General features: G+C 72.9%; 22 protein-coding genes, 1 rRNA gene and 1 riboswitch. Of the genes, 16 read left to right on the top strand and 7 right to left on the bottom strand.

The window, feature by feature from the left end:
* The first annotated feature begins 103 nt into the window (after nucleotides 1–103).
* The 12 genes from rrf (at nucleotide 104) to IE98_RS0116235 (ending at nucleotide 12,061) form a co-directional block, all read left to right on the top strand.
* A 5S ribosomal RNA gene (rrf, locus tag IE98_RS0116290) occupies nucleotides 104–226 on the top strand.
* Nucleotides 227–329: 103 nt separating this feature from the next.
* Nucleotides 330–941 (top strand): CDP-diacylglycerol--glycerol-3-phosphate 3-phosphatidyltransferase, encoded by a 612-nt coding sequence (gene pgsA / locus IE98_RS0116285; RefSeq protein WP_030269516.1) that lies wholly within the window; start codon nucleotides 330–332, stop codon nucleotides 939–941.
* A 145-nt stretch (nucleotides 942–1,086) separates the two neighbouring features.
* Complete coding sequence (locus IE98_RS0116280) at nucleotides 1,087–3,582, top strand: mannose-1-phosphate guanyltransferase (protein ID WP_030269514.1); 2,496 nt, start codon at nucleotides 1,087–1,089, stop codon at nucleotides 3,580–3,582.
* Nucleotides 3,583–3,713: 131 nt separating this feature from the next.
* Nucleotides 3,714–4,745, top strand: coding sequence for a DUF881 domain-containing protein (locus IE98_RS0116275; protein ID WP_052390574.1), 1,032 nt, complete (start codon nucleotides 3,714–3,716; stop codon nucleotides 4,743–4,745).
* Nucleotides 4,742–5,074 carry a small basic family protein gene (locus tag IE98_RS0116270; protein ID WP_030269510.1) on the top strand — a complete coding sequence of 111 codons (333 nt, stop codon included), beginning with the start codon at nucleotides 4,742–4,744 and terminating at the stop codon, nucleotides 5,072–5,074. The genes IE98_RS0116275 and IE98_RS0116270 overlap by 4 nt, the downstream gene beginning before the upstream one ends.
* A gap of 13 nt (nucleotides 5,075–5,087) precedes the next feature.
* Nucleotides 5,088–6,197, top strand: coding sequence for a DUF881 domain-containing protein (locus IE98_RS0116265; RefSeq protein WP_234443557.1), 1,110 nt, complete (start codon nucleotides 5,088–5,090; stop codon nucleotides 6,195–6,197).
* A 202-nt stretch (nucleotides 6,198–6,399) separates the two neighbouring features.
* Nucleotides 6,400–7,278 carry an FHA domain-containing protein gene (locus IE98_RS46305; RefSeq protein WP_078661056.1) on the top strand — a complete coding sequence of 293 codons (879 nt, stop codon included), beginning with the start codon at nucleotides 6,400–6,402 and terminating at the stop codon, nucleotides 7,276–7,278.
* A 62-nt stretch (nucleotides 7,279–7,340) separates the two neighbouring features.
* On the top strand, nucleotides 7,341–8,090 hold the full coding sequence (locus tag IE98_RS0116255) for a MerR family transcriptional regulator (RefSeq protein ID WP_043174308.1): 750 nt from the start codon (nucleotides 7,341–7,343) through the stop codon (nucleotides 8,088–8,090).
* A 92-nt stretch (nucleotides 8,091–8,182) separates the two neighbouring features.
* Complete coding sequence (locus tag IE98_RS0116250; protein WP_030269503.1) at nucleotides 8,183–8,656, top strand: bifunctional nuclease family protein; 474 nt, start codon at nucleotides 8,183–8,185, stop codon at nucleotides 8,654–8,656.
* Nucleotides 8,657–8,907: 251 nt separating this feature from the next.
* The gene (locus IE98_RS0116245; RefSeq protein WP_234443556.1) at nucleotides 8,908–9,600 is read left to right on the top strand and encodes a MerR family transcriptional regulator; all 693 of its coding nucleotides are present in this window, start codon (nucleotides 8,908–8,910) and stop codon (nucleotides 9,598–9,600) included.
* 138 nt (nucleotides 9,601–9,738) lie between these two features.
* The gene (locus IE98_RS0116240; RefSeq protein ID WP_420706193.1) at nucleotides 9,739–10,437 is read left to right on the top strand and encodes a SanA/YdcF family protein; all 699 of its coding nucleotides are present in this window, start codon (nucleotides 9,739–9,741) and stop codon (nucleotides 10,435–10,437) included.
* A gap of 169 nt (nucleotides 10,438–10,606) precedes the next feature.
* Complete coding sequence (locus IE98_RS0116235) at nucleotides 10,607–12,061, top strand: DNA polymerase IV (protein WP_030269498.1); 1,455 nt, start codon at nucleotides 10,607–10,609, stop codon at nucleotides 12,059–12,061.
* A gap of 231 nt (nucleotides 12,062–12,292) precedes the next feature.
* Here IE98_RS0116235 and IE98_RS0116230 read toward each other — a convergent pair whose 3' ends face one another.
* On the bottom strand, nucleotides 12,293–13,777 hold the full coding sequence (locus IE98_RS0116230) for an MFS transporter (RefSeq protein WP_030269497.1): 1,485 nt from the start codon (nucleotides 13,775–13,777) through the stop codon (nucleotides 12,293–12,295).
* Between the two features lie 190 nt (nucleotides 13,778–13,967).
* Nucleotides 13,968–15,269 carry a DUF2382 domain-containing protein gene (locus IE98_RS50100; protein WP_063748932.1) on the bottom strand — a complete coding sequence of 434 codons (1,302 nt, stop codon included), beginning with the start codon at nucleotides 15,267–15,269 and terminating at the stop codon, nucleotides 13,968–13,970.
* Between the two features lie 266 nt (nucleotides 15,270–15,535).
* Nucleotides 15,536–15,639: riboswitch (glycine riboswitch) on the top strand.
* Between the two features lie 223 nt (nucleotides 15,640–15,862).
* Between IE98_RS50100 and gcvP the strand changes: the two genes are divergently transcribed.
* Complete coding sequence (gene gcvP / locus IE98_RS0116220; RefSeq protein WP_030269495.1) at nucleotides 15,863–18,736, top strand: aminomethyl-transferring glycine dehydrogenase; 2,874 nt, start codon at nucleotides 15,863–15,865, stop codon at nucleotides 18,734–18,736.
* 158 nt (nucleotides 18,737–18,894) lie between these two features.
* Here gcvP and IE98_RS0116215 read toward each other — a convergent pair whose 3' ends face one another.
* Nucleotides 18,895–19,086, bottom strand: coding sequence for a DUF5999 family protein (locus tag IE98_RS0116215; RefSeq protein WP_030269494.1), 192 nt, complete (start codon nucleotides 19,084–19,086; stop codon nucleotides 18,895–18,897).
* Nucleotides 19,087–19,471: 385 nt separating this feature from the next.
* Entirely contained in the window at nucleotides 19,472–20,044 is a 573-nt protein-coding gene (locus IE98_RS0116210) for a hypothetical protein (protein WP_043174279.1), read from the bottom strand.
* A 338-nt stretch (nucleotides 20,045–20,382) separates the two neighbouring features.
* On the opposite strand from IE98_RS0116210, the gene IE98_RS0116205 reads away from it, so the two are divergent.
* From IE98_RS0116205 to IE98_RS0116195, 3 genes are all read left to right on the top strand, one after another.
* The gene (locus IE98_RS0116205) at nucleotides 20,383–21,885 is read left to right on the top strand and encodes a glutamate-cysteine ligase family protein (protein WP_030269492.1); all 1,503 of its coding nucleotides are present in this window, start codon (nucleotides 20,383–20,385) and stop codon (nucleotides 21,883–21,885) included.
* A 158-nt stretch (nucleotides 21,886–22,043) separates the two neighbouring features.
* Complete coding sequence (locus tag IE98_RS0116200; RefSeq protein ID WP_030269491.1) at nucleotides 22,044–22,832, top strand: CPBP family intramembrane glutamic endopeptidase; 789 nt, start codon at nucleotides 22,044–22,046, stop codon at nucleotides 22,830–22,832.
* A 57-nt stretch (nucleotides 22,833–22,889) separates the two neighbouring features.
* A complete protein-coding gene (locus tag IE98_RS0116195) occupies nucleotides 22,890–23,276 on the top strand; it encodes a DUF4440 domain-containing protein (protein ID WP_030269490.1) in 387 nt (128 codons plus the stop codon).
* Here IE98_RS0116195 and IE98_RS0116190 read toward each other — a convergent pair.
* From IE98_RS0116190 to IE98_RS0116180, 3 genes are all read right to left on the bottom strand, one after another.
* Nucleotides 23,270–23,785, bottom strand: a complete 516-nt coding sequence (locus tag IE98_RS0116190) for an HAD domain-containing protein (protein WP_043174278.1) — start codon at nucleotides 23,783–23,785, stop codon at nucleotides 23,270–23,272. The genes IE98_RS0116195 and IE98_RS0116190 overlap by 7 nt on opposite strands.
* A gap of 71 nt (nucleotides 23,786–23,856) precedes the next feature.
* Nucleotides 23,857–25,170 carry an MFS transporter gene (locus IE98_RS0116185; protein WP_324605775.1) on the bottom strand — a complete coding sequence of 438 codons (1,314 nt, stop codon included), beginning with the start codon at nucleotides 25,168–25,170 and terminating at the stop codon, nucleotides 23,857–23,859.
* A gap of 115 nt (nucleotides 25,171–25,285) precedes the next feature.
* Nucleotides 25,286–25,978 carry a dienelactone hydrolase family protein gene (locus IE98_RS0116180; RefSeq protein ID WP_030269487.1) on the bottom strand — a complete coding sequence of 231 codons (693 nt, stop codon included), beginning with the start codon at nucleotides 25,976–25,978 and terminating at the stop codon, nucleotides 25,286–25,288.
* Between the last annotated feature and the right edge of the window lie 53 nt (nucleotides 25,979–26,031).

Here is a 26,031-nt window from a genome sequence, read left to right as displayed (position 1 = left end):
CAGTAATGGGTGGAGTTGACCGGTACTAATAGGCCGAGGGCTTGTCCTCAGTTGCTCGCGTCCACTGTGTTGGTTCTGAAACCACGAACAGGCCCATGTCTGTGTCGGAGAGTTTCATAGTGTTTCGGTGGTCATGCCCGGTTACATTCCGAACCCGGAAGCTAAGCCTCGTAGCGCCGATGGTACTGCAGGGGGGACCCTGTGGGAGAGTAGGACGCCGCCGAACAATTCTTCATGGCAAAGCCCCCACCCATCAGGGTGGGGGCTTTGTTGTTGTAAGGTCAATGCCGCACACGTTCACGGCGGTACAGCTGGCAGGAGGATCCCAGGTGGAGGTTCAGGAGACGCGCGTGCAGACGGACCGCGTCCTCACCATCCCCAACCTGCTGAGCATGGCACGGCTGGTGGGCGTGCCCATCTTCCTGTGGCTGATCCTCTGGCCGGTCTTCGGCGGGCCCGAGAACGACGGCTGGGCGATCGTCGTGCTGATGCTCAGCGGTGTCAGCGACTACCTGGACGGCAAGCTCGCGCGGCGCTGGGGCCAGGTGAGCCGGCTGGGCCAGATCCTGGATCCGGCGGCGGACCGGCTCTACGTGCTCTCCACCCTCGTCGGTCTGACGTGGCGTGAGATCCTGCCGCTGTGGGTGACGATCGTGCTGCTGGCGCGCGAGCTGTTCATCGGCTCGCTGCTTCCCATTCTCAACCGGCACGGTTACGGGCCGCTCCAGGTGAGTTTCCTGGGGAAGGCGGCCACGTTCAATCTGATGTACGCGTTTCCGCTTCTGCTGCTGGGCAACGGGGAGAGCTGGCTCGCCACGGTGGCCGAGCCGGTCAGCTGGGCATTCATCTGGTGGGGCACGGTGCTCTACTGGTGGGCCGGCATCCTCTATGCCGTCCAGGCCCGGCAGCTGGTGCTGGCGGACCGTACGGCCGCCGTTTGAGCGGGCCGTTTGCACGCTGCTGACAAGATCTCCACGTCCGACTTGCCACGACACGGTGAGTCGGACGTTTTTATCCGGGTAGAGAAGCTCTGGAACGGTTTGATGGATCTGCAGGGTTCACCACCGCGAAGGAGGACGCACCCGAATGAAAGCCGTTGTGATGGCAGGTGGCGAAGGCACTCGACTCCGTCCGATGACGTCGAGCATGCCCAAGCCGTTGCTGCCGGTGGCCAACCGGCCGATCATGGAGCACGTACTACGGCTGCTACGGCGGCACGGTCTCACGGACACCGTGGTGACCGTCCAGTTCCTGGCCTCCCTGGTGAAGAACTACTTCGGGGACGGCGAAGAGCTGGGGATGAACCTCACCTATGCCAATGAAGAGATCCCGCTCGGTACCGCGGGCAGTGTGAAGAACGCCGAGGACGCGCTCAAGGACGACTCGTTTCTGGTGATCTCCGGTGACGCGCTCACCGATTTCGATCTTTCCGAGCTGATCGCCTTCCACCGGGAGAAGGGTGCACTGGTCACCGTCTGCCTGACCCGGGTGCCGAACCCGCTGGAGTTCGGCATCACGATCACGGACGACGAGGGGCGGGTCGAGAGGTTCCTCGAGAAGCCGACCTGGGGCCAGGTCTTCTCCGACACCGTGAACACCGGCATCTACGTCATGGAGCCCGAGGTCTTCTCGTACGTGGCGGCCGGCGAGTCGGTCGACTGGTCGAGCGACGTCTTCCCGCAGTTGCTCAAGGAGGGCAAGCCGGTCTACGGCTACGTCGCCGAGGGCTACTGGGAGGACGTGGGCACCCACGAGAGCTACCTGAAGGCCCAGGCCGACGTCCTGGAGAGCAAGGTCGACGTCGAGCTGGACGGCTTCGAGATCTCGCCCGGCGTGTGGGTGGCCGAGGGAGCCGAGGTCGACCCGGAGGCGGTGCTGCGCGGTCCGCTGTACATCGGCGACTACGCCAAGGTCGAGGCCGGGGTGGAACTGCGCGAGCACACCGTGCTGGGCAGCAACGTGGTCGTCAAGCGCGGCGCCTTCCTGCACAAGGCCGTGATCCACGACAACGTGTACGTCGGGCCGCAGAGCAACCTGCGGGGTTGCGTGATCGGCAAGAACACCGACGTGATGCGGGCCGCGCGGATCGACGAGGGCGCGGTGATCGGCGACGAGTGCCTGATCGGCGAGGAGTCGCTGCTTGCGGGCAACGTCCGGGTCTACCCGTTCAAGACCATCGAGGCCGGTGCGGTCGTCAACACCTCGGTGATCTGGGAGTCCCGCGGCCAGGAGCACCTCTTCGGTGTGCGCGGCGTCTCCGGCATCCTGAACGTGGAGATCACGCCGGAGCTCGCGGTGCGGCTGGCCGGTGCGTACGCCACCACCCTGAAGAAGGGGGCGACCGTCACCATCGCGCGTGACCACTCGCGCGGTGCGCGGGCGCTCAAGCGGGCGATGATCTCGGCGCTGCAGACCAGCGCGATCGACGTCCGCGACCTCGAGAACGTACCGATGCCGGTCGCGCGGCAGAACACCGCGCGCGGCAGTTCGGGCGGCATCTTCCTGCGGACCACACCGGGTGTGCCGGACTCGCTGGACATCCTCTTCTTCGACGGGGCCGGCGCCGACCTCTCGCAGGCCAGCCAGCGGAAGCTGGACCGCGTGTACGCGCGCCAGGAGTTCCGGCGGGCCTTCCCCGGTGAGATCGGCGACCTGCTGCATCCGTCCAGCGTGTTCGACTCGTACGCGCGGAACCTGCTGCGGTCGGTCGACACCAGCGGGGTGCGCGAGGCCGGTCTGAAGGTCGTCGTGGACGCCGCGCACGGCAGTGCCGGGCTCGTCCTGCCGAGCATCCTCGGCCGGCTCGGTGTCGAGGCGCTCACGGTCGACAGCGGTCTGGACGAGGCCCGGCCGACCGAGGACGCCGAGGAGCGGCGGGCCGCGCTGGCCAGGCTGGGCGAGCTGGTGGCCTCCTCGCGGGCCGCGTTCGGCGTGCGCTTCGACCCGGTCGGCGAGCGGGTGTCGTTCGTCGACGAGCTCGGCCGGGTGATCCAGGACGACCGGGCGTTGCTGGTGCTGCTCGATCTGGTCGCGGCCGAGCGCCGCAGCGGCCAGGTGGCGCTGCCCGTCACCACGACCCGGATCGCCGAGCAGGTCGCCGCGTACCACGGCACCCAGGTCACCTGGACGACCACCTCGCCGGACGACCTGGCGAAGGCGGCCGCCGAGGAGGGCACGGTGTTCGGCGGCGACGGGCGCGGCGGGTTCGTGGTGCCCGAGTTCAGCGGTGTGCTGGACGGTCCGGCGGCGTTCGTCCGACTGGTCGGCCTGGTGGCCCGCACCCAGCTCACGCTGAGCCAGATCGACGCCCGGATCCCGCAGGCGCACATCAGGCGGCGCGACATCGCGACGCCGTGGGCGGCCAAGGGCATGGTGATGCGTTCGGTGGTGGAGGCGGCCGGCAGCCGGCGGCTGGACACCACGGACGGCGTGCGCGTGGTCGAGGCGGACGGACGCTGGACGCTCGTCCTGCCGGACCCGGCCGAGGCGGTCACCCACCTGTGGGCGGAGGGCCCGGACGACGAGGCCACCGAGCAGCTGCTCGACGAGTGGGCGGCGGTGGTGGACTCGGCAGGACGCTGAGGGACGCCGCCCGGTGACACGGCCGGGGCGCGGTGGCAGCAGGCCGCCGCGCCCCGGCCGGTCACGGTTCGGTGTCCGTCCGGGGCGGTAGCGCGGGGGCTGTGCGTACGCCGCCCCGGCGACATGGGACGATGTCCTGCATGCCAGCAACGCCGACGCCGAGTGACTCGAACGGACGGTTCAACCGTCCGGACGCCTCGATGTCCCTGCTGACCAACGTCATGGACCACAGCCTGGACGAGGGCTACGCCGAGGCGGCCCGCCGCGGGGACGGTCCGAGCAGGCTGCCGACGAGCCTGCGGGGCAAGCTCACGCTGGCGGTCGGGCTGGCCCTGGCGGCGACCGTGGTGACCGTGGGCGGGGTGAACGCCTCCAAGGCCGAGCCGACGCTCGCCAAGGAGCGGGACGCGCTCGTCCACCGGGTCAACGACGCCACGAAGGCCGCGGACGCGCTGCAGCGGCAGGTCGAGGACCTGCGCACCCGGGTCGGCACGGCGCAGCAGCAGGCGCTGCCGGTCGGCGGCGACAACGCGCTGGCGGCGCTCGCCGCGCGCACCGGCACGGGGGAGATCAGCGGCCCGGGCATCAAGCTGGTGATCGACGACGCGTCGGGCACCGGGGCAGGCGGGTCGGTGAGCAACCCGCGCGAGGCCGAGGGGTTCAACAACACCGGCCGGCTGCGCGACCGCGACCTGCAGCTCGTGGTGAACGGGCTCTGGCTGTCCGGCGCCGAGGCCGTGTCGATCAACGGCCAGCGGCTGACGACGCTCTCCGCGATCCGCGCCGCGGGTGACGCGGTGCTGGTGGACAACCGGCCGCTGGTGCCCCCGTACACCGTGCTGGCGGTCGGGGACGGGGAGCGCTTCGCGCAGGCGTTCGACTCCAGCTCGGCCGGGCGCTACCTCAAGCTGATCCAGGACAGCTACGGCATCAAGTCGACCGTGTCCGTGCAGAAGAAGATGTCGCTGCCGGCCGCGCTCGGCGTGACGCTGCGGACGGCGAAGCCGGGCGGCGCCGAGCCGTCGGCCGCGCCGAGCCCGTCGGGCAGCCCCCCGCCCTCGGGCACTGCCTCGCCCCCGAGCAGCGCGTCGCCCTCGCACAACGCCTCGCCGACCCGCTCCACCAAGTCGACCCCCACCCGGACAGGAGTACCTTCACCGTGATTGCCGTTCTGGGGCTCGTGATCGGCGTCGTCGTCGGCCTCTTCGTCCAGCCCGAGGTCCCCGACGCCGTGGTGCCGTACCTGCCGATCGCGGTGGTGGCGGCCCTGGACGCCGTGTTCGGCGGTGTCCGCGCGATGCTGGACGGGATCTTCAACGACAAGGTCTTCGTCGTCTCGTTCCTGTCGAACGTGGTCGTCGCAGCACTGATCGTCTTCCTCGGCGACCAGCTCGGTGTGGGGGCGCAGCTCTCCACCGGCGTCGTCGTGGTGCTCGGTATCCGGATCTTCTCCAACGCAGCCGCGATCCGGCGGCATGTGTTCAGGGCGTAGGGAGAGACACGTCGTGGAACAGGACGACAAGCCGAACGGCCGGCCGGTGCCTCCCCCGGGGGAGGGCGCGGCGTCCGAGGTGCGCGAGGCGCCCGGGAAGCCTGCGGAAGCCGCAGAACCTGCAGTACCCGCGGAGCCTGCGGAAGCCGCCGGAACCGCGGAAGCCGCGGGGCCCGGCGAGGGAGCCGCCGCGGACCCCGGTGCGGCGGTGCGTGAGCCCCGGTCGGAGCCGGAGAAGCCTGAGCAGAAGCCGCTCGACCTGGCCGAGGGGAGCGGGCCGGCGGAGCCCGCCGGGGAGGCCGCGGGCACCGATGCCGCGGGCGCAGAGGCGGTGGGCGCGGATCCGGCGGACACCGGTGCTGCGGACGCCGGTGCAGAGGACGCCGAGGCCGTCGAGCCGGCCGACTCGCGACGCAGGCTGCGGGCCGCGCTCTGGCCGCCGCGGATCTCCCGAGGCCAGCTCGTCGTCGCCGTCCTGCTGTTCGCCCTGGGTCTGGGCCTGGCGATCCAGGTGCGTTCGACCAACGACCACAACCAGCTGCGCGGGGCCCGCCAGGAGGATCTCGTCCGCATCCTCGACGAACTGGACAGCCGCCAGCAGCGTCTCCAGCAGGAGAAGACGCAGCTGGAGCAGTCGCTGACCCAGTTGGAGAACAGCTCCAACCAGGCCAAGGAGGCCCAGGAGCAGACCAGGAGGAAGGCGACCGAGCTCGGCGTGCTCGCCGGCACGGAGCAGGCAACCGGGCCGGGAATCGTCTTGACGATCAATGATCCCCAGGGGCAGGTGAAGGCGGATATGCTGCTGGACACCCTGCAGGAACTCCGAGCGGCTGGAGCGGAGGCGATTCAGATCAACGACGTGCGTGTCGTGGCCGGCACCTACTTCACCGACGCTGCCGACGGCGGTGTGCAGATCGACGGCAAGAAGGTGTCGCAGCCGTTCCGCTTCACGGTCGTGGGCAACCCCCAGGACCTGACGCCGGCGCTCAACATCCCGGGCGGCGTGGTGCGCACCCTGGAGAAGGAGCAGGCGACCGCGGTCATCACCCAGCAGCAGAAGGTGGTCGTCGACGCGCTCGCCGAGCCGAAGCCGCTGCAGTACGGCAAGCCGGCGGCGAAGTGACGGGTCGACTGTCCTACGGTCCGTCAGGTGCGCGCCGCCCCCGGTGGCGCGCCGCCGGGCAGCCTGAGGCACACTGGGATGTTCCACCCCGGCGGTGCGCTCCGCCGCCTGCTCGGGCCCGGCCGGATGCCGGGCCAGCTGCCTGTCCGAGCCTGTCACCCTGCCCCGCGGGCGGGTCTGTCACACGCAAGGGGATTCGCCCGTGAGTCTGTTCTCGAAGCTTTTCGGTCGCAACAACCGCCAGGAGTCGGCGGACGCGCCCACCGCGCGCCACCGCCGCCCGGGTGAGGAGGCCGCCGTCCCCGGCATGCGGCCCGCGCCCGAGGCGGACCAGTACGCCGAGCGTCCGTTGTTCCGCGACGGCCACGGCGCGGCTCCGTACGAGGGGAATGCTCAGGGCTACGGCGCGTCGGTTGAATCGGGTGGCGCGCCGCGCATAGGTTTCCCGGCAGCACCCTCAACCTCCGGTGGAGGGTTTACCCCGGACCCCTACGCCGGGCACGCCCAGCAGGGTGTGCCGAGCCAGGAGGCTGTGACCATGGCTGGTACGTCCCCGTGTCCGCGGTGCGGCAACCAGAACCCGGTCACGGCCCGGTTCTGCTCCAACTGCGGGTCGGCCCTGCGCAGCGCGCCGGTGCCGGAGCGCGCCGCCGAGACCACGTCGACCATCTCGATCTCCGGGATCGAGTCGTACGAGCCCGGTGCCACCTCCACCGGCGCCACCCCGGCGCTGTCGCCCGAGGTGCTGGCCGCGATCGACGCCCTGCCGCCGGGCTCCGCCCTGCTGATCGTGCAGCGCGGCCCGAACTCGGGCAGCCGCTTCCTGCTGGACTCGGACGTGACCACCGCGGGCCGTCACCCGCAGGGCGACATCTTCCTGGACGACGTGACGGTCTCGCGCCGCCACGTGGAGTTCAGGCGGCTGCCCGGCGGCGGCTTCTCGGTGGCGGACGTGGGCAGCCTGAACGGCACGTACGTCAACCGGGAGCGGATCGACGAGGTCACGCTCAGCAACGGCGACGAGGTCCAGATCGGCAAGTACCGGCTGGTGTTCTTCGCCGGTCACACCCGGGGGTACTGAATCCGACGTCGGCAGGAGCCCGAGTGACCGCGAACCCTCCCACCACCCTCGGGGCCACCCCCGTGCCCGCCACACGCCGTGCGGCCGAGGCACGGGGGAGGGGCGGCGACGAGCTGCTCTCGATCGGCGCCGTGCTGGCGTTCCTCCGGGACGACTTCCCGGAGGTCACCATCTCCAAGATCCGCTTCCTGGAGGCGGAGGGGCTGGTCGATCCGCAGCGCACCCCGTCCGGCTATCGCAAGTTCAGCGCCGGGGACGTCGAGCGGCTGGCGTACGTGCTGCGCATGCAGCGCGACCACTACCTGCCGCTTCGGGTGATCCGCGAGCACCTGGACGCCATCGAGCGCGGCGAGGCGCCGCCGGCGCTGCCCGCGCCGGAGACCCGGCCCGGCCCGCTGGAGGAGGCCGACCGGGAGCTCGGCGCCGCGGCCGGCGCGGTCGCCGGGGTGCGGCTCGGACGGGCCGAACTGCTCGCCGCGGCCGAGGCCGAGGAGGCGGAACTCCGGGAGTGGGAGTCCTACGGACTGGTGACGGCGGGGACGGACGGCGGCTACGACGGCGAGGCGCTGCAGATCGCGCGGCTGGTCGCCGAGCTCGGCCGGTACGGCCTGGAGCCGCGCCACCTGCGGGCCATGAAGGCGGCGGCCGAGCGCGAGGTGGCCCTGGTGGACCAGGTGGTGGCCCCGCTGCGCCGGCACCGCAACCCGCAGACCCGGGCGCACGCCGAGACCACCGCCCGCGAGCTGGCGACGCTCTCCGTCCGGCTGCACGCGGCCATGGTCCAGGCGGGCCTGCGGGCCCGGCCCAACTGAGCGGCACCTGCGACACCCCGGGCCCGCGCACCTGACCAGGCCCGGACGTGCTGCGCTTTCCTATCGGCGGCGCGAGCCATAGGGTTGCCAGTGTGAATGAGCTCGACGTCGTGGGTGTCCGGGTGGAGATGCCCTCCAACCAGCCGATCGTGCTGCTGCGGGAGGTCGGGGGCGATCGGTACCTGCCGATCTGGATCGGCCCCGGCGAGGCGACCGCGATCGCTTTCGCGCAGCAGGGCATGACCCCGGTGCGCCCGCTGACGCACGACCTCTTCAAGGACGTCCTCGACGCGTTGGGCCAGCAGCTGACGGAGGTCCGGATCAGCGACCTGCGCGAGGGCGTCTTCTACGCCGAGCTCGTCTTCTCCGGCGGTGTCGAGGTCAGTGCGCGGCCCTCGGACGCCATAGCGCTGGCGCTGCGGACTGGGACGCCGATCTTCGGCAGCGAGAACGTGCTCGCCGAGGCGGGCATCGCGATCCCGGACGAGCAGGAGGACGAGGTCGAGAAGTTCCGCGAGTTCCTCGACCAGGTCTCGCCGGAGGACTTCGGCGGCGGCCAGCAGTAGCCGCCGGCGCCCGCCGGGCCCCTCCGCGTACTGCCCGCCACCTGGCGCTGCAACCGTGCTTTGCAAAAGCGGCCACTGCTACCCACACTGAGGGCACGAAAAACCACTCTTCGGAGTGACATCCGACCGGAGCCCCGGCGTGGCGATCGTTGACGGGCCTGTGGTGACTGCCTACCGTCAAGGGAGGTTCCGGTCGGCCTGCGCCGTCCGGCGCCCGGAGAGCCGCAGGACCGAGTGGACGGAGGCCAGGCATGAGCGGTACCGGCGACGACGCCACCGCCGGGGGCCTGTGCGCCGTGCACCTGCCTCGCGCCGGCCGCGGACCGGCCCCGCGGGGCTGGGAGGCCCCGGCCGCGTCCGGGCACTCCGCGGACGCCGAACTGCCCCGGGTGGGCCGCTTCCCCGCCGTCCAGGCCGGGCAGCCCGCGATCGAGCGCATCCCGCCGACGTCCGCGCTGGTCGGCTACCGCGGGCCCACGGCCTGCGCGGCCGCCGGCATCACCTACCGTCAGCTCGACTACTGGGCCCGCACCGGACTGCTGGAGCCCAGTGTCCGCACCGCCTACCCGGCCGGTGCGCAGCGGCTGTACAGCTTCCGCGACATCCTCCTGCTGAAGATCGTCAAGCGGCTGCTGGACGCCGGCGTCTCGCTGCAGAACATCCGCGTCGCCGTGGCCCACCTCCAGGCGGCCGAGCCCGCCGACCTCACCGGGCTCACGCTGATGTGCGACGGCGCCACCGTGTACGAGTGCACGAGTCCGCAGCAGGTCGTCGACCTGATCGGCGGCGGCCAGGGCATGTTCGGGATCGCGGTGGGTGCGGTCTGGCAGGAGCTGGAGACCGCCCTCGGCCGGCTGCACGCCGAACGCACCGACACCGGGGAGACGCTCGTCGGCCACAACCCGGCCGACGAACTCGCCCAGCGCCGCAACCGCGCGGTCTGACGCAGCCGACGCGCCCACGTCCCGCAGCCCCGCGGACCCCGTGCCACGGCGAGGCCCTGCGGCCGACCGGCGGGCGGCGGAACCGCACCGGCCCCGGGCGGCGTCCCGCCCAGTGTGTCGATCAAGGATGTGAAGGCCCTGCGCGGCGCCGTGGCGCGGCTGCGGCGGATCCCCGGGCTCGGCGACCGGGCCGGCCGACGGCGCTGGTTCCAGGGCGCCGTCCTCGCCAGCGCCCTCGTGCTCGCGCCGAGCGCCTGGCTGTGGACGGGCGAGAGCGGGCGGGTCCGCACGGTGGCGGACGCGCCGGCCGCCCCCGTCGCCGTCGTCTTCGGCGCGGGACTCTTCGACGGCGAGCCGTCCCCGTACCTCGCGCACCGGCTCGACGCGGCGCTGAACCTCTATCAGCAGCACAAGGTACAGGCGATCCTGGTGACCGGGGACAACAGCACCACCGCATACGACGAGACCGATGCCATGCGGCACTACCTGACGGCCCGAGGGGTCCCGGACGTCCGGGTGGTCGGCGACTACGCGGGCTTCGACACCTGGGACTCCTGCAGCCGGGCCCGGCGCGTCTTCGGCGTCGACCACGCCCTGCTGGTCAGTCAGGGCTTCCACGTACGGCGGGCGCTGGCGCTCTGCGAGGCGGCCGGCATCGACGCGTACGCCGTCGCGGTGGACGAGCCGCACGACACCACCTGGTACTACGGCGGGATGCGCGAGATCCCGGGAGCGGGCAAGGCGGCGCTGGACGCCTGGCTGCGTCCCGACCCGCAGTTCCTCGGCGCGACCGAGGCCGGCGTCACCCGCGCCCTGGCGGACGCCGCGAAGTCGTAGGGCGTGGCTGCGAGGGGCGGCGGTGCACCTTTGGGGCCGCCCTCGCGCGCCCCCTGACGTGACCGTCCGACGCCCTTCGAAGACGGCCCCCGGGTCTGGCGCGGTCGCGGAGCGGTGCCGGGCGCCCCGCCTCGAACGGATTGTCACAGCCGTGCGCGATGATCGCGGTGTGCGGACTGTGCCGAGCATCATCCACCTCGACATGGACGCCTTCTTCGCCGCGGTGGAGCAGGCGGCCAAGCCGAGCCTGCGCGGCAAACCCGTGGTGGTCGGCGGCCTCGGCGGCCGCGGCGTCGTCTCCACCGCCTCCTACGAGGCCCGCAGGTTCGGCGTCCACTCGGCCATGCCGATGGCCCAGGCCCGCCGGCTCTGCCCGAACGCCGCCTTCCTGTCCGGCCGCTTCGCCGCCTACCGCCAGAGCAGCGACATCGTCATGGCCCTGCTCCGCGAACGCTCCCCGCTGGTCGAGCCGCTGAGCCTCGACGAGGCCTTCGTCGACCTGGAGGCCGGCCCGTACGGCCCCGCCCTCGCCGATGCCGGCCCGCAGACCGGTGCGCAGCTGGTGCTCGCCGTCGCCGAGGACCTGCGCGCCGACATCCTCGAACGGACAGGCCTCACCGCCTCGGTCGGCGCCGCCGGCTCCAAGCTCATGGCGAAGATCGCCTCCGAGCAGGCGAAGCCGGACGGCCTCGTCCTGGTGGAGATCGGCTCGGAGCGGGCCGTGCTCAGCCCGATGCCGGTGCGGGCGCTGCCCGGCATCGGCCCGGCCACCGAACAGACGCTGCGCCGCGCGGGCCTGACCACCGTGGCCGACCTCGCGGACGCCGGCGAGGGCGAACTCGTCCAGCTGCTCGGGCGGGCGCACGGCACCGGCATCCACATGATGGCCGTCGGCCACGACGAGCGGGCCGTGGTGCCCGACCGGGACGCCAAATCGGTGTCGGTCGAGGACACCTTCGAGGTCGACCTCGCGGACCGCGACCGCATCCTGCACGAGATCGACCAGCTCACCGCGCGCTGCGTCGGGCGGCTGCGGGCGGCCGGCCGGTCCGGCCGCACGGTGGTGCTGAAGGTGCGCCGCTTCGACTTCTCCACCCTGACCCGCTCCGAGACGCTGCGCGCGCCCACCGACGACGAGACGGTGATCGCGGAGACGGCCCGCCGGCTCGCCCTGCAGGTGGACACCACCGGCGGGGTGCGGCTGCTCGGTGTGGGCGTGTCCCAGCTGGCCGACTACACCCAGGAGGACCTCTTCGCCCAGGCCGCCCAGGCCGCGGAGGCGCAGACCGCCCAGGCCGCCGGGACCGGGGCCGGGACGGAGGAGTCGGCGGAGGTGCCTGCGGAGGCGTCGGCGGGGGCTGCGGGGGCCGGGGGAGCGGATGCCCCCGGTACGGCTCCGGGCGGGCGGGCGCCGGCGGAGCCGCCGTCGGTGCTGCGCCGCTGGCTGCCCGGGCAGGACGTCCACCACGCCGAGCACGGCCCGGGCTGGGTGCAGGGCAGCGGTGTGGGCCGGGTCACCGTGCGCTTCGAGACGCCGTACGGTCCGCCCGGCCGGGTGCGGACCTTCGCCGTCGACGACCCGGACCTGGAGCCGGCCGACCCGCTGCCGCTGCGCCGGGTCTGAGCGGTCGGCAGAGGACGTGTGGCGGCGTCCGCGTGGCAGACGGGGGTCCTGTGCCGAGGTCCGAGCGGGCCGCGGCGCCGGGAGCCTCCCCGGACATGGCGAGCGGCCCCGCACCGTCCCAGTGCGGGGCCGCTCGGCGGGCCGGGCCGTGTCCGTGGTCGCATGCCCACACCCGTCCACGGGGGCCCGGCCCCCTCGCGCCTCGTCCCCTGGCGCGAGGGAGACGCCTCGTCAGGCGTCGGTCTTGACCAGCTCGGGGCTGGAGGAGGTGGCCTCGGCCGGGGCGGCCGGGAGGTCGGCGGCCTTGATCCGGCGGATGGCGAACGGCACCAGGCCGGCGACCACGCACATCACGGCGGCCGTCCAGTAGGCGTGCTCGTAGGCGGTCAGCGTCGGCAGCGCGATCGGGATCGGCAGCTTCATGGTGTCGCCGGTGAGGATCGCCGCCATGACGGCGGTGCCCACGGCGCCGCCGACGGTGCGCAGCACCGCGTTCATGCCGTTGGCGATGCCGCTCTGCTCGGCTGGCACGGCGCCGTTGATGTAGGCGGGCATGGCGGCGTAGGCGAGGCCGACGCCGAGGCCGAAGACGGCGGAGGCGAGGTAGATGTCGATCTCGTGGCTGTGCCGGACGGCGAGGTAGGCCATGGCGACGGCGCCGAGCAGGCCGCCGGCGACGAGCGGCAGGCGCGGGCCGCGGCGGGCGATCATGAGGGCGCCGAGCGGGGCGGCCACCATCGAGCCGAGCGCGGACGGCAGCAGCATGATGCCGGCGTGCAGCACGGTGGCGGTGAAGCCGTAGTGGGCGAGCTTCTCCGGGGTCTGCGCGAAGTTGCTGATGACCATGAAGGAGCCGTACATCCCGAAGCCCATGAGCAGGCCGGAGATGTTGGTGAAGGCGACGGCCGGGCGGGACATCATCTTCATGTCGACCAGCGGGTGGCTGACCTTGACCTCGATGAGGATCCAGACGAGGGCGACCACGGCGGCGACGGCGAACAGGCCGAGGGTGCGGTTGGAGGTCCAGCCCCAGTGGTTGCCCTGGCTGACGGCGACCAGCAGGGCGGAGAGCCAGCCGGCCAGGGTGAGCGCGCCGAGCGGGTCGGCGCCGCCCTCCTTGTCGACGACCGGGTCCTTGGGGACGCGGATCGCGACCAGCGCGACGGCGACGATGCCGAAGGCCAGGCCCATCCAGAAGATCGACTTGTAGCTCCAGTGCTCCAGCAGCAGGCCGGTGGCGACCAGGCCGAGGCCGCTGCCGACGCCCATGGAGGCGCTGATGGCGGCGACGCCGCCGGTGACCTTGGCCTTGGGCAGCTCGTCGCGGACGATGCTGATCGCGAGCGGCAGCACGCCACCGCCGGCGCCCTGCAGCACGCGGGCGACGACCAGCCAGGTGAAGGAGTGGGTGCCGACCGCGAGGGCGGAACCGGCGACCAGGCCGGCGAGCGAGACCAGCAGCATCGGCTTGCGGCCGCGGAGGTCACCGAACCGGCCGAGCAGCGGCGTGAGCACGGCCGCGGAGAGCAGGTTGGCGGTCATCAGCCAGGTGATGCTGGAGCCGGAGACGTCCAGCTCCTTGGCGAGTGACGGAAGGATCGGCACGACCGCGGTCTGCACCACGCTGAACGCCAGCATGGCCAGCACGAGCGCGGGGAGCACCCGCGCACTGCTCGGCTTCTCGTCCGTGGCGGCGGGCTGTGGGGCCTCACTCACGGTGGGTTTCCTCCCGTTCGGGACGCCGGAAGCCGGTCACTGCTTCAGGCAAGCGATAGTGAATGAACTGAAGTAACGATGCAGGTCGATACTTCAGTCTGTCAAATATCGATCGGTGAATCTTTGGCAAAGCGCAGGTCCCGGCCCGCCGCAGCGGACCGGGACCCGGGGGAGACCGGCTGTCGGAGGATCAGACCGGGCGCAGCGGCTCCGGCCGGGGCGGCTGCGCCGCGGCCGCCCGTGCGGCGACCTGGACGGGCGTCGGGCCCGACGCGTGCGGCGCCGGCTGACCATGTGCCGGCTGACCCTGGGCGGGCTGAGAAGGCTGAGATGGCTGGGCGGGCCGGGCGGGCTGAGAAGGCTGCGCGGGCTGTCCGTCGGCCGGCTGCCCGTGCGCGGGCCGGCCGTTCGCCGGTGCGTGCCCGGCCGGGGCGCTCGCGCGGTCGGCCGGCTGGGGACCGAACGGCCGACGCCCGGTCTCGTCGTGCACCTCGACCTGCTCGCGCCGCAGTTCCTCGCGGACGAGCTCCTCCTCGGTGTACCGCTCGACGACCAGGCGCACCCGCTCGACCGGCGCCAGGTACTTGCGCACCACCGGCCGCTCCTCGCGCAGGGTCACCTCCTCGACCGCCTCGGCGATCTCCTGGTCGCTCAGCGCCGCCCGCTCGGCGTCGCTCACCGGCACCCGCTCCACCCGCACCCGCTCGCGGACCACCGGCACCCGGCGCTCCACCGCCTCCGAGGTGACGTACTTGCGCAACCGGGCGGTGCCCAGCACGTGCCACTCCGTGCTGATGTCCAGCCGCTCCTCGCGGCAGACGATCTCGACCGGCCCGTGCGCCGAGGCCTCGCCGCCCTGCTGCCGCTCGGGCCGGTGCGCGGCGGTCGGTGCCGCGAGCGGGCGGACGGCGCCGCCGGCCGGCACCACCGGGAGCTGCATGGTGTTCTCGGAGCTGTCCTGCCGGGAGCCGTCCTGCCGGGGCCCGTCGTGGCGCGCCCCGCCGTGCTGCCCGTCGGCGTGGTCCGTCCGGCCCCGCCCGTCCGCCGTCCGCCCGTCCGTCGCCGGCCTGCCGTTCGCGGCGGGCTGCCCGGCAGCCGTGCGCGCGACCGTGCCGAACTCGGCGTCGCCGGTACGCCCGGCCGACTGCGGGGCGGCCTCCGGGCCCGGCCGGGCGCCGCCGGAGACGTCCAGTCCGTAGTAGCGGTAGAGCTGCAACTCCTGGGCGGGTGAGAGGTGCTGGCCCACCCCGAAGTCGGGTGACTCCTTCACCAGCGACTTGTCGTAGGGGACCTTCAGCTCCTCGCCCGAGAACTCGCTGGTGGTCAGCGGGACGAAGGCGTCCCGGCCGAAGATCCCGGTACGGACGGCGGCCCACTCGGGCTCACCGGTCGCGTCGTCGAGATACACCTCGTCGACCGTGCCGATCTTCTCACCGTTCCGGTCGACCGCCTTGTGCCCGATGAGGTCTCGCGGATCGATATCGGTCTGCACGCTGTCCTCCAGTGCTACTGCTCCTGTGTGTACGCGGAGGTCGGGACGGCTGGAGGAGCTGGCCAGACGCCATCTACACAGAACGCCATGGACCGGTCACCGGCGAGCCGGGAGCGGCCGTCCGGGCCGGTGATCGGCCGTCCGGGGGAGGGCCGCGACCGGCGCGCACCCGGACGGGTGCCGAGGACCGCCCGTCCGGCAGTGGGACGCCGGTCACAGCGCCCGTCATTCCCGGTGGTCCCGCTGGTACCCTGGGCGGCGACCGCCGAGCCCGCGCGGGAGAGTCCCCGACCCCGCTGAGCTGGGGCAGGGGCGCCGAAGGAGCAACTCCTCCCCGGAATCTCTCAGGCACCCGTACCGCGTGGGCCAGGTCACTCTGGAAAGCAGGGCAGGACCGCCGGCACAGGAGCCGTCGGCACCACCCTCACCGACGGTGCAAGCCGACGAGATGCCCTCGGGCGTCGGGGCGGCGAAGCTCTCAGGTACCGATGACAGAGGGGGAGGCCTGACGGGTTCGTACGTCTCCGGCTCCCCACGGCGGCCGACCGGCGTGCGTACCCCCGCCGGTCCGTGACCAGGAGGCCTCGACCCCCATGAACGCCCAGCCGAACCTCACCGAGCTCGAGCAGGCCAGCCCCTTCGAGACCCGCCACATCGGCCCCGACGCCGCCGCCCAGGAGAAGATGCTGGCCCAGGTGGGCTTCGCGTCGCTGGACGAGCTGGCCGACGCGGCCGTCCCCGAGGCCATCCGCAGCCTGACCGCGCTGGACCTGCCGGCCGGCCGCAGCGAGGCCCAGGTCCTCGCCGAGCTGCGCGAGCTGGCCGACCGCAACCGGGTCGCCACCTCCATGATCGGCCTCGGCTACTACGGCACCTTCACCCCGCCGGTGATCCTGCGCAACGTGCTGGAGAACCCGGCCTGGTACACCGCCTACACCCCGTACCAGCCGGAGATCTCGCAGGGCCGCCTGGAGGCGCTGCTGAACTTCCAGACCCTGGTCGCCGACCTCACCGGCCTCGCCACCTCCGGCTCCTCGCTGCTCGACGAGGGCACCGCCGCCGCCGAGGCGATGGCGCTGGCCCGCCGCGTCACCAAGGTCAAGGGCGGCGTCTTCCTGATCGACGCCGACACCCTGCCGCAGACCGTCGCCGTCATCGAGACCCGCGCCGTGCCGACCGGTGTCGAGGTCGTCGTCGCCGACCTGTCCGAGGGCATCCCGGCCGAGATCGCCGAGCGCGGCGTCTTCGGCGTGCTGCTCCAGTACCCGGGTGCCACCGGCGCCGTCCGCGACCTCACCCCGGTCATCGAGCAGGCCCACGGCCTCGGCGCGGTCGTCGCCGTCGCCTCCGACCTGCTCGCCCTCACCCTGCTCAAGTCCCCGGGCTCGATGGGCGCCGACATCGCCTGCGGCACCTCGCAGCGATTCGGCGTGCCGATGGGCTTCGGCGGCCCGCACGCCGGCTACCTCGCCGTCCGTGCCGAGTACGCCCGCAACCTGCCCGGCCGCCTGGTCGGCGTCTCCGTCGACACCGGCGGCAACCGCGCCTACCGCCTGGCCCTGCAGACCCGCGAGCAGCACATCCGCCGCGAGAAGGCCACCAGCAACATCTGCACCGCCCAGGTGCTGCTCGCCGTGATGGCCTCGATGTACGCCGTCTACCACGGCCCCGACGGCCTCGCGGACATCGCCCGCCGCACCCACCGCTACGCCGCCGCACTCGCCGCGGGCCTGCGCGCCGGCGGCGTCGAGCTCGCGCACGGCGCCTTCTTCGACACCGTCACCGCCCGCGTCCCGCAGCGCGCCGACGAGGTCGTCGCCGCGGCCCTCGACGCGAACATCAACATCCACAAGGTGGACGCGGACACCGTCTCGATCTCCTGCGACGAGACCACCACCCGCGAGCACCTCACCGCGCTGTGGGCCGCGTTCGGCATCACCGGCGCCGAGCTCGACGAGACCGCCGACGCGCTGCCGGCCGCCCTGCTGCGCGACGACGAGTACCTCACCCACCCGGTCTTCCACAGCCACCGCTCCGAGACCGCCATGCTGCGCTACCTGCGCCGTCTGTCGGACCGCGACTACGCGCTGGACCGCGGCATGATCCCGCTGGGCTCCTGCACCATGAAGCTCAACGCCACCACCGAGATGGAGCCGGTCACCTGGCCCGAGTTCGGCCAGCTGCACCCGTTCGCCCCGGCCGACCAGGTGCAGGGCTTCCTCAGCCTGATCCACGGCCTGGAGCAGCAGCTCGTCGAGGTCACCGGCTACGACGCGGTCTCCATCCAGCCGAACGCCGGCTCCCAGGGCGAGCTGGCCGGCCTGCTCGCCGTCCGCGCCTACCACCTGGCCAACGGCGACACCCAGCGCGACGTCTGCCTCATCCCGTCCTCCGCGCACGGCACCAACGCCGCCTCCGCGGTGATGGCCGGCATGCGCGTCGTCGTGGTCAAGACCCTGGTCGACGGCGACGTCGACGTCGAGGACCTCAAGGCCAAGATCGAGCAGCACCGTGACCAGCTCTCGGTGCTGATGGTCACCTACCCGTCCACCCACGGCGTGTACGAGACCGAGATCACCGAGATCTGCGCCATGGTGCACGAGGCCGGCGGCCAGGTGTACGTGGACGGTGCCAACCTCAACGCGCTGGTCGGCCTCGCCAAGCCGGGCAAGTTCGGCGCCGACGTGTCGCACCTGAACCTGCACAAGACCTTCTGCATCCCGCACGGCGGCGGCGGCCCCGGCGTCGGCCCGGTCGCGGTCCGCGCGCACCTCGCGCCGTACCTGCCGAACCACCCGCTGCAGCCGGAGGCCGGCCCGGCCACCGGCGTCGGCCCGATCTCGGCCGCGCCGTGGGGCTCCGCCGCGATCCTGCCGATCTCCTGGTCGTACGTCCGCCTGATGGGCGGCGAGGGCCTCAAGCGCGCCACCCAGGTGGCCGTGCTGAACGCCAACTACATCGCCAAGCGGCTGGCCCCGCACTTCCCGGTGCTCTACACCGGCCCCGGCGGCCTGGTCGCGCACGAGTGCATCATCGACCTGCGCCCGCTCACCAAGGAGACCGGCGTCTCGGTCGACGACGTGGCCAAGCGCCTGATCGACTACGGCTTCCACGCCCCGACCATGTCGTTCCCGGTGGCCGGCACCCTGATGATCGAGCCCACCGAGTCCGAGGACCTGCACGAGATCGACCGCTTCTGCGAGGCGATGATCCAGATCCGCGCGGAGATCGAGAAGGTCGGCTCCGGCGAGTGGTCTGGCGAGGACAACCCGCTGCGCAACGCCCCGCACACCGCCGCCAACCTGGCCGGTGACTGGCAGCACCCGTACACCCGCGAGGAGGCCGTCTTCCCGGCCGGCGTGAACCCCGCGGACAAGTACTGGCCGCCGGTGAACCGGATCGACGGCGCCTACGGCGACCGCAACCTGGTCTGCTCCTGCCCGCCGCTGGACGAGTACGGCAACTGATCCCGTAGCGGACGGCGAGGGCCCCGGAGGATGCTTCCTCCGGGGCCCTCGCGGCGTTCCGGCCCGGCCGCGGTGGTCGTGCGCGGGCGGCGGCCGTACGCCGCCGGGGTGGTCCGGGGTGGTCCGGTGTGGGTGTGGTCCGGGGTGGTGCGGTCCGGTCAGGCCGCTACGGCGAGCGGGCGCCGCGGGGCGATCACCCTGCCGTCGGGCAGCAGTTCACCGGTGTCCTCGAAGAGCAGGACGCCGTTGCAGAGCAGGCTCCAGCCCTGCTCGGGGTGGCGGGCCACCGGTTCGGCGGCCTCGCGGTCGGCCGACTCGGCCGAAGGACACTCAGGACGGTGCTGGCACATAGCTCGTACCCTCGCTTCGCTCGGATCCTGCCCCGCCGTACGGCACCCCCGTGGCGCGCCGCCCTGCCGGCGGATCATCCTCGCCGGCCCAGGTGTGAACCGGCGCTCCGGTGGGTAGGACAAGCCCCCACATCCGCTGGTTCCCAGTGTCGGCATCCCGGGTCCTTCCCGCAGCCTTTTTGTGACATGAGCCACAACCCGTCGTCGGAGATCACCCGTTCAGGCGGCCGACCGGCGCCGGAACGGCCGGACGGGCCACCGGTCTCCTGACCCTGGTAGGTCAGGACCGATGGCCCGTCCGGGTGATGCGGTGGTGCGGTTGCGGCGGTCGCGCTCCGGTCGGCCGCAGCGGGGGCCCGGACCGTCGGGCCCGGCCCGGCGGCGATCAGCCCTGGCTGAGCAGCATCGCCGCGCCGCCGAGCGGCGGACGCTCCAGCGCGGCCAGCAACTCGCCCGCCCGGTAGATCCGGTGGGCCGTCACCCCGAGCGGCGCGGGGGAGAGCGGGATCAGCAGGTCGTCCCCGCCGTCCGGTGCAGAACCGTTCAGCCACAGCGCCGTGGCGTAGTGCCCCGGCATGGTCAGCAGCCGGGGCAGCCGGATCGTCCGCGAGCCCTGCGCCAGCTGCCAGGCCTGGCGCAGCGCCCGGACGGTGGAGTCGAGGTAGGGGCCGGCGGCGAAGTGCGAGAAGGTGTGCCCCGCGGCCGTCTCCGCCACCTCCGCCGCCGCGACGACACCGCCGCTGCCCTGCTTGATGAGGAACCGCCAGCCGGTGCGCCGCGCGGTGCCCAGCGCGGGCCCCTCCAGCACGTACACGGCCAGCGGATGCGCGGGGAGCAGCGGACCGGCGGTATGGCGCAGGGCGGCGGCTGCGGGCTTGCTGAGCGCACCCTCGTCGTCGAGGGCGGCCAGCACGGCGCGCAGGGCGCTCGGCGGCGGCTGGGGGGTCTGCAGAGTCATGGCGGGTCGCCTCTCTGTGCGAGATCGGCGTGCGAGTGCGGCATACCGGCGTGGCGGGACCTGGCCGTGTCCGGTTGGGCATGATCGCGGTGCGGGCACGGAACCACGCGTGCACGAGGTTGTCGTGCGGCGGGAAACCGGCCGGGAGCGCAGTGCGAATTCTACTCGAACAGGTGCGCAGGGTGACCTTCTTATCACGTTCGGTGTGGGGCGGCAAGTCCGACCAGAAGTGACGGACCGTCAGTTTCGAGCCTCGCCAGCGCGTTCGGGACCTCGGGCTATCGATCTTCCGGATGGGCATGATGCATGCACGGTCGACCTAGGGGAGGAGGACGCTCATGGGCGAGAAGGTCGCGGCCACTCGCGCTGAACTGTCCGACCGGCAGCTGTACCGGCGCAAGCTCCAGTCCTGTCTGGACGTGTTCGAGCGGATGCTGCGCGAGGGACGTTTCGACCGCCCCAGAGCGATGATGGGCCTTGAGATCGAGCTCAACCTGGCCGACGAGCAGGGCATGCCGGTCATGCGCAACTCGCAGGTCTTGGAGTCGATCGCCTCGGCCGACTTCCAGACCGAGCTGGGCCGCTTCAACATCGAGGTCAACGTCGCCCCGCGGCGGCTCGGCGGGCACGTCCTGGAGGAGCTCCGCGAGGAGGTCGACACCTGCCTGCGCTACGCGGACCGGCAGGCCGCCGAGGCCGGCGCCCGGATCGTCATGGTCGGGATCCTGCCGACCCTCGACCTGGACCACACCGGTCTGGACGCCATGTCCCACGTCAACCGCTACAGCCTGCTCAGCGACCAGATCCTGGCCGCCCGCGGCGAGGACATCGCGCTGGACATCGAGGGCGTCGAGCACCTCGCCGTCGAGTCGGTCTCGATGGTCGCGGAGGCCGCGGCCACCTCGCTCCAACTCCACCTGCAGGTCACACCGGAGAAGTTCGCACCCGTGTGGAACGCGGCCCAGGCGGTCTCCGCCTGCCAGGTCGCGCTCGGCGCCAACTCGCCGTTCCTGTTCGGGCGCGAACTGTGGCGCGAGACCCGCCCGGTGCTCTTCCAACAGGCCTGTGACACCCGTTCGGCGGAGCTCAAAGCACAGGGCGTGCGCCCCATCACCTGGTTCGGGGAGCGCTGGGTCGACTCCGCGCTGGACCTGTTCGCCGAGAACCTCCGCTACTTCCCGGCCCTGCTGCCGATCTGCGACGACGAGGACCCGGTCAAGGTGCTCGCCTCCGGCGGCGTCCCCAAACTCGCGGAGATGCGGCTCCACAACGGCACCATCTACCGCTGGAACCGCCCGGTGTACGACGTCGCCGACGGCATCGCCCACCTCCGGGTGGAGAACCGCTGCCTGCCGGCCGGCCCCACCGTCACCGACGTCCTCGCCAACGCCGCCTTCTACTACGGGCTGGTCCGCGTCCTCGCCGAACAGTCCCGGCCGGTCTGGACGAGGCTGCCCTTCGAACGCGCCGACGAGAACTTCCACACCGCGGCCCGGCACGGCATCGACGCCGTCCTGCACTGGCCCCGGCACGGACGGGCCGGCCGCGGCGGCACCGCCCCGACCCCCGTCACCGAGCTCGTGCTCAACGAGCTGCTCCCGCTCGCCCACCAGGGCCTCGACGAGTGGGGCATCGAACCCGCCGACCGCGACCGCTACCTCGGCGTCATCGAGCAGCGCTGCCTGCGCCGCACCAACGGCGCCTCCTGGCAGGCCGCCACCGTGCACCGGCTGCGCGAGCACTTCGGCATGGACCGCACCGCCGCCATCGCCGCGATGACCCGCAGGTACGTGGAGTACATGCGCACCGGCGAACCCGTGCACACCTGGCCGGTGGGCTGACCGGCGGCGCCCCGCCGCGCGACCGGTGCCCGCCACCGGCGCTCGCGGCGGGGCGTCCTCATCCGCGTGTGCGAGGATGATCGGCCCGGAGGCCGTCCGCGGCGCCGGGCCCGCACGCCGGCCGGCGGCGGGGAGCGAGCCGCCGCGCGGGAGACCAGGTGACCAGCGTTACGACCGAGCCGGAGACCGGCACCCCGGCCCGCCGCCTGCTCGGCGTCGAGCTGCTCATCGTGCTCGGCCTCTCCCTCGGGGCCAGCGGCGTCGCCGCCCTGATCAGCTTCGCCGACTCGCTGACCCAGCCGATCGCGCTCGGCCAGCAGGTCGCCACCCTCAACGGCTCCCGCGCGCCGGGCCGGCCGTGGATCGACCTCGCCTGGCAGCTCTACTACATCGCCCGCGGCCTGATGCCCGTCGTGCTGGTCGGCTACCTGCTGGTGCGGGAGGGCACCTCGCTGCGGGTGCTCGGCTTCGACCTCCGGGACAAGGCGCGGGACCTCGGGCGCGGCCTGCTGGTCGCCGCCGCGATCGGCGGCACCGGCCTCGGCCTCTACCTCGCGGCCCAGGCCGCCGGCTTCAACCTCACCGTCGCCCCCTCCGGCCTGCCGGCCGTCTGGTGGCGCATCCCCGTCCTGATCGGCTCGGCCTGGCAGAACGCGATCCTCGAAGAGGTCGTCGTGGTCGGCTACCTGCTGCGGCGGCTCGGCCAGCTGGGGTGGTCCTGGCCGGCGGCGGTGGCCGCCAGCGCGGTGCTGCGCGGGTCGTACCACCTGTACCAGGGCGTCGGCGGGCTGGTCGGCAACATGGTCATGGGCGTGGTCTTCTGCCTGCTGTACCGCCGCTGGGGCCGGGTGATGCCGCTGGTGGTCGCCCACGCCATGATCGACACCGTCGCCTTCGTCGGCTACGCCCTGCTGGCCGGCCACGTGAGCTGGCTGCCGACGCCCTGACGGCCGGCCCCGGAACCGGGTTGCGGTGGGGGCGGTGGCCGTGCGGAGGATGTGTCCATGGACAGTGCGGCGGACGAGGTGGAACAGGCGATCGCGGGGGAGCTGCAGCTCATGGATCCGAGGGTGTGCTCCTCGCCCGAGCTCGCGGGGCGGCTCCTCGACCCGGAGTTCGTGGAGGTCGGCGGGTCGGGGCGGCGGTGGACGTACGCGACGATGCTCGCGGAGCTGGCCGGCCACCCGGGGAGCTCCGCGGACGGCCCCCGCTACGAGCCCTCGGGGATCACGGGGGCGCGGCTCGCGCCGGGGCTGGTGCACCTGACGTTCGAGACGGTGCTCGGCGAGCGGCACAGCCGGCACAGCTCGATCTGGCGCAGGGGCCGGGACGGCGGCTGGCGGATGTACTACCACCAGGCCACCCGCGTCCCGCCCGGCGTCGATCAGTGACGCGGGCGCCGGAAGGTGCGGGGCGGGCGTCGGAGCAGGCGGTCGACGTGGTGGCGTTCGAGGCCCTGGTGGGGGTCGACGGGGATCAGCAGGCGGTCCGGGCGCAGCAGCGAGTTCCGGACGAGCCGGGGCGGGATCACGTCGTCGATCCAGGCGAACGGACGGCCCGCCGCGTGCCGGAGGATCGGTGCCCACTTGAAGCCGGAGAACAGCTCGGCGAGCCTCGTCCGCGGGTCGCCTGGCTGCCGGACGTAGCGGTTGACCCCCACCACCGGCAGCTGCGGCAGCCCGAGCAGCGGTGCGAGGTGCTCGTTGGCGGAGTCCTGCCAGGTGGTGGCCCAGCACAGCTCGTACGTGCCGGACAGTTCCCGCAGCCACGCGCCGTGCTCGGCGGAGAGCAGCACCTCGTACCCGAGCAGCTCGTGCCGTCGGAAGCCGTCCGCCGGGTACGGGTCGGCGGGGTTGAGCACCCCGTCGACGTCGATGTACAGCAGCGGTGCTTCCGGCATGCGCTCCCCCTCGGTCCCTACCGGTGTCGGACGCACCACCGGCACCGCCGGTTGCTCGGACCCCGAGCGGCTCAGACCCCCAGCGGCTCGGGGGCGGCGGCCGGGGCGGGCGGGGGGACCGGACGGCTCAGCCGGCGGACCTCGGGGACGACGAGGACGGCGGCGGCGAGCGCGAACGTGACCAGGGCGCACGTCCACAGCGCGCCGTCCAGGCCGAGCGCGTCGGCGGCCGGGCCGGCCATCGCGGTGCCGAGCGGGGTGAGCGCGATCGACCCGAGGTGGTCGTAGGCACTGACCCGGGAGAACATCTCGGACGGTATCTCCTGCTGGAGCGCGACCATCCAGTTGACGCCGAAGACGGTGACGCCGGCGCCGGAGACGAACATCGCCGCGACCAGGACGGGCAGCTCGGCGCGGGCCGCCAGCGCGAGGCCGGGCAGGGCGAAGAGGAAGACGCCCCCGTTGCCGGTGAGCAGGATCCGGCGCGGCTGCCAGCGGGTCATCAGCACGCCGGCCGCGACCATGCCGACGCCGAAGGCGGCCATGGCGAAGCCCCAGGCCCGGGCGCCGCCGAAGCGGAGCTCGGCGACCACCGGCCCGTACACCGTCTCGACCGCGCCGACGCAGGCGACCACCACGGAGAACTGCAGCACCACCGCCCAGAGCCACCGCCGTGAGGCGAACTCGCGCCAGCCGAGCCGGAGTTCGTGGACGAGCCCGCTGTCGTGGGCGGCGTCGCGCGGGGCCGGGACGACCTTCAGGAAGACCCGCAGGCCGCCGGCGACGGCGAAGCCGACCGCGTCCAGCAGCAGCACCCAGCCGGGCCCGACCGCAGCGGTCAGCGCACCGCCGAGCGCCGCGCCGCCGATCTGCGCGCCGTTCATCGCCATCCGGTAGACCGAGAACGCCCTGCCCGCGTGCTCGCCGGCCACGCTCTCCATGATCATGCCCTCGGAGGCCGGTGCGTAGAACGCCTGACCGGCGCCGCCGGCGGCGGAGAGCAGCACCAGCGCCCAGACCGGCGGCGCGCCGGACAGCACCAGGGCCGCCAGCACCGCCTGGGAGAGCGCGTTGAAGAGGTTGGCGGCGACCATCACGTGGTGCCGCGGCAGCCGGTCCGCGAGCGCGCCGCCGACCAGCAGGAAGAGCACCAGCGGGACGAGCCGCGCCGCCGTCACCCAGCCCACCTCGGTGGTGGAGCCGCCCGCCTCCAGCACGGCGAACGCCGTGGCGACCGGCGCGGCGGCGTTGCCGAGCCCGCTGACCACGGTGGCGGCGGTCTGGATGCGGAAGTTCCGTCCGGCCCAGGCGAACCGGCGGGGTGCGAACGGACGAGGTCCGGAGGGGGCGGCGGGGTCGCTCGTGGGGGAGGCGGGGGAGGTCACCCGGAGACTATCGGCGTTCCGCCGCGCGATGTCCATCCGGTTTCCGGTACCCGCCGTCCGGTGGGGGCGGTCGGCCCGGGGCGCGGCGATCCGGCGGTCGGACGGGTCGGCCCGGTCAGCCCAGGTGCCCCCAGAGGAAGCTGAGCGTGCGCTGCCAGGCGATGTCGGCCTGCAGCGGATCGTAGGTGCCGGCGTGGTTCTCGTCGTTCATGAAGGCGTGCCCGGCCGGGTAGAAGTGGATCTCCGGCCGGCGGTCGGTGGCCTCGCCGATGAGCATCGCGGCCTCGTCCACCGCCTCCTGCGGGATCGAGCGGTCCTCCTCGCCGTAGTGGCCGAGCACGTGCGCCGTCAGCCCGCGGTAGTCGAAGTCCGGGATCCTCGGCAGGCCGTAGAAGGGCACCACCGCGGCGACCCGGTCGCCCTCCTGCGAAGCCAGCACCAGGGCGAACCCGCCGCCCATGCAGAACCCGACCACGCCGACCGCGTCCCCGACCACGTGCGGCAGCCCGAGCAGGAAGTCCACCGCACCGCGCAGGTCGCGGGCGGCCCGGTCGGCCGGCAGCTCGCGCAGCATCCGGGCGGCCTCCTCGCGGTCGTGCGTGGTGGCACCGCCGAACAGGTCCGGCGCGAGGGTGACGAAGCCCTCCGCGGCGAAGCGGTCCACCGTCGACACCATGTGCGAGGTCAGACCCCACCACTCCTGGACGACCACCAGCGCCGGACCAGTGCTCTGCGGCGGCATCGCCAGGTAGCCGTGTGCCGTCCCCCCGTTGCTCGGGAAGGTGACGTTCTGCGGGGCACTGCCCATGGCCTCTCCGGGGGGTGGGCCGCGTGCGCGGCGGGCGGCGGGTGCGGGGACGA

It is taken from the genome of Streptomyces sp. NRRL B-24484 (assembly GCF_000717715.1).
GTDB lineage: Bacteria > Actinomycetota > Actinomycetes > Streptomycetales > Streptomycetaceae > Kitasatospora.
The sequence above is the reverse complement of the archived record's forward strand: the minus strand, read 5'-3'. Positions and strand labels throughout refer to the sequence as shown.

Bases quoted from the DNA above. Each gene is read 5' to 3' on its own strand.
- IE98_RS0116280 (WP_030269514.1), top strand. From the start codon at position 1,087: ATGAAAGCCGTTGTGATGGCAGGTGGCGAAGGCACTCGACTCCGTCCG.
- IE98_RS0116275 (WP_052390574.1), top strand. From the start codon at position 3,714: ATGTCCTGCATGCCAGCAACGCCGACGCCGAGTGACTCGAACGGACGG.
- IE98_RS0116245 (WP_234443556.1), top strand. From the start codon at position 8,908: ATGAGCGGTACCGGCGACGACGCCACCGCCGGGGGCCTGTGCGCCGTG.
- gcvP (WP_030269495.1), top strand. From the start codon at position 15,863: ATGAACGCCCAGCCGAACCTCACCGAGCTCGAGCAGGCCAGCCCCTTC.
- IE98_RS0116215 (WP_030269494.1), bottom strand. From the start codon at position 19,086: ATGTGCCAGCACCGTCCTGAGTGTCCTTCGGCCGAGTCGGCCGACCGC.
- IE98_RS0116210 (WP_043174279.1), bottom strand. From the start codon at position 20,044: ATGACTCTGCAGACCCCCCAGCCGCCGCCGAGCGCCCTGCGCGCCGTG.
- IE98_RS0116205 (WP_030269492.1), top strand. From the start codon at position 20,383: ATGGGCGAGAAGGTCGCGGCCACTCGCGCTGAACTGTCCGACCGGCAG.
- IE98_RS0116195 (WP_030269490.1), top strand. From the start codon at position 22,890: ATGGACAGTGCGGCGGACGAGGTGGAACAGGCGATCGCGGGGGAGCTG.
- IE98_RS0116190 (WP_043174278.1), bottom strand. From the start codon at position 23,785: ATGCCGGAAGCACCGCTGCTGTACATCGACGTCGACGGGGTGCTCAAC.
- IE98_RS0116180 (WP_030269487.1), bottom strand. From the start codon at position 25,978: ATGGGCAGTGCCCCGCAGAACGTCACCTTCCCGAGCAACGGGGGGACG.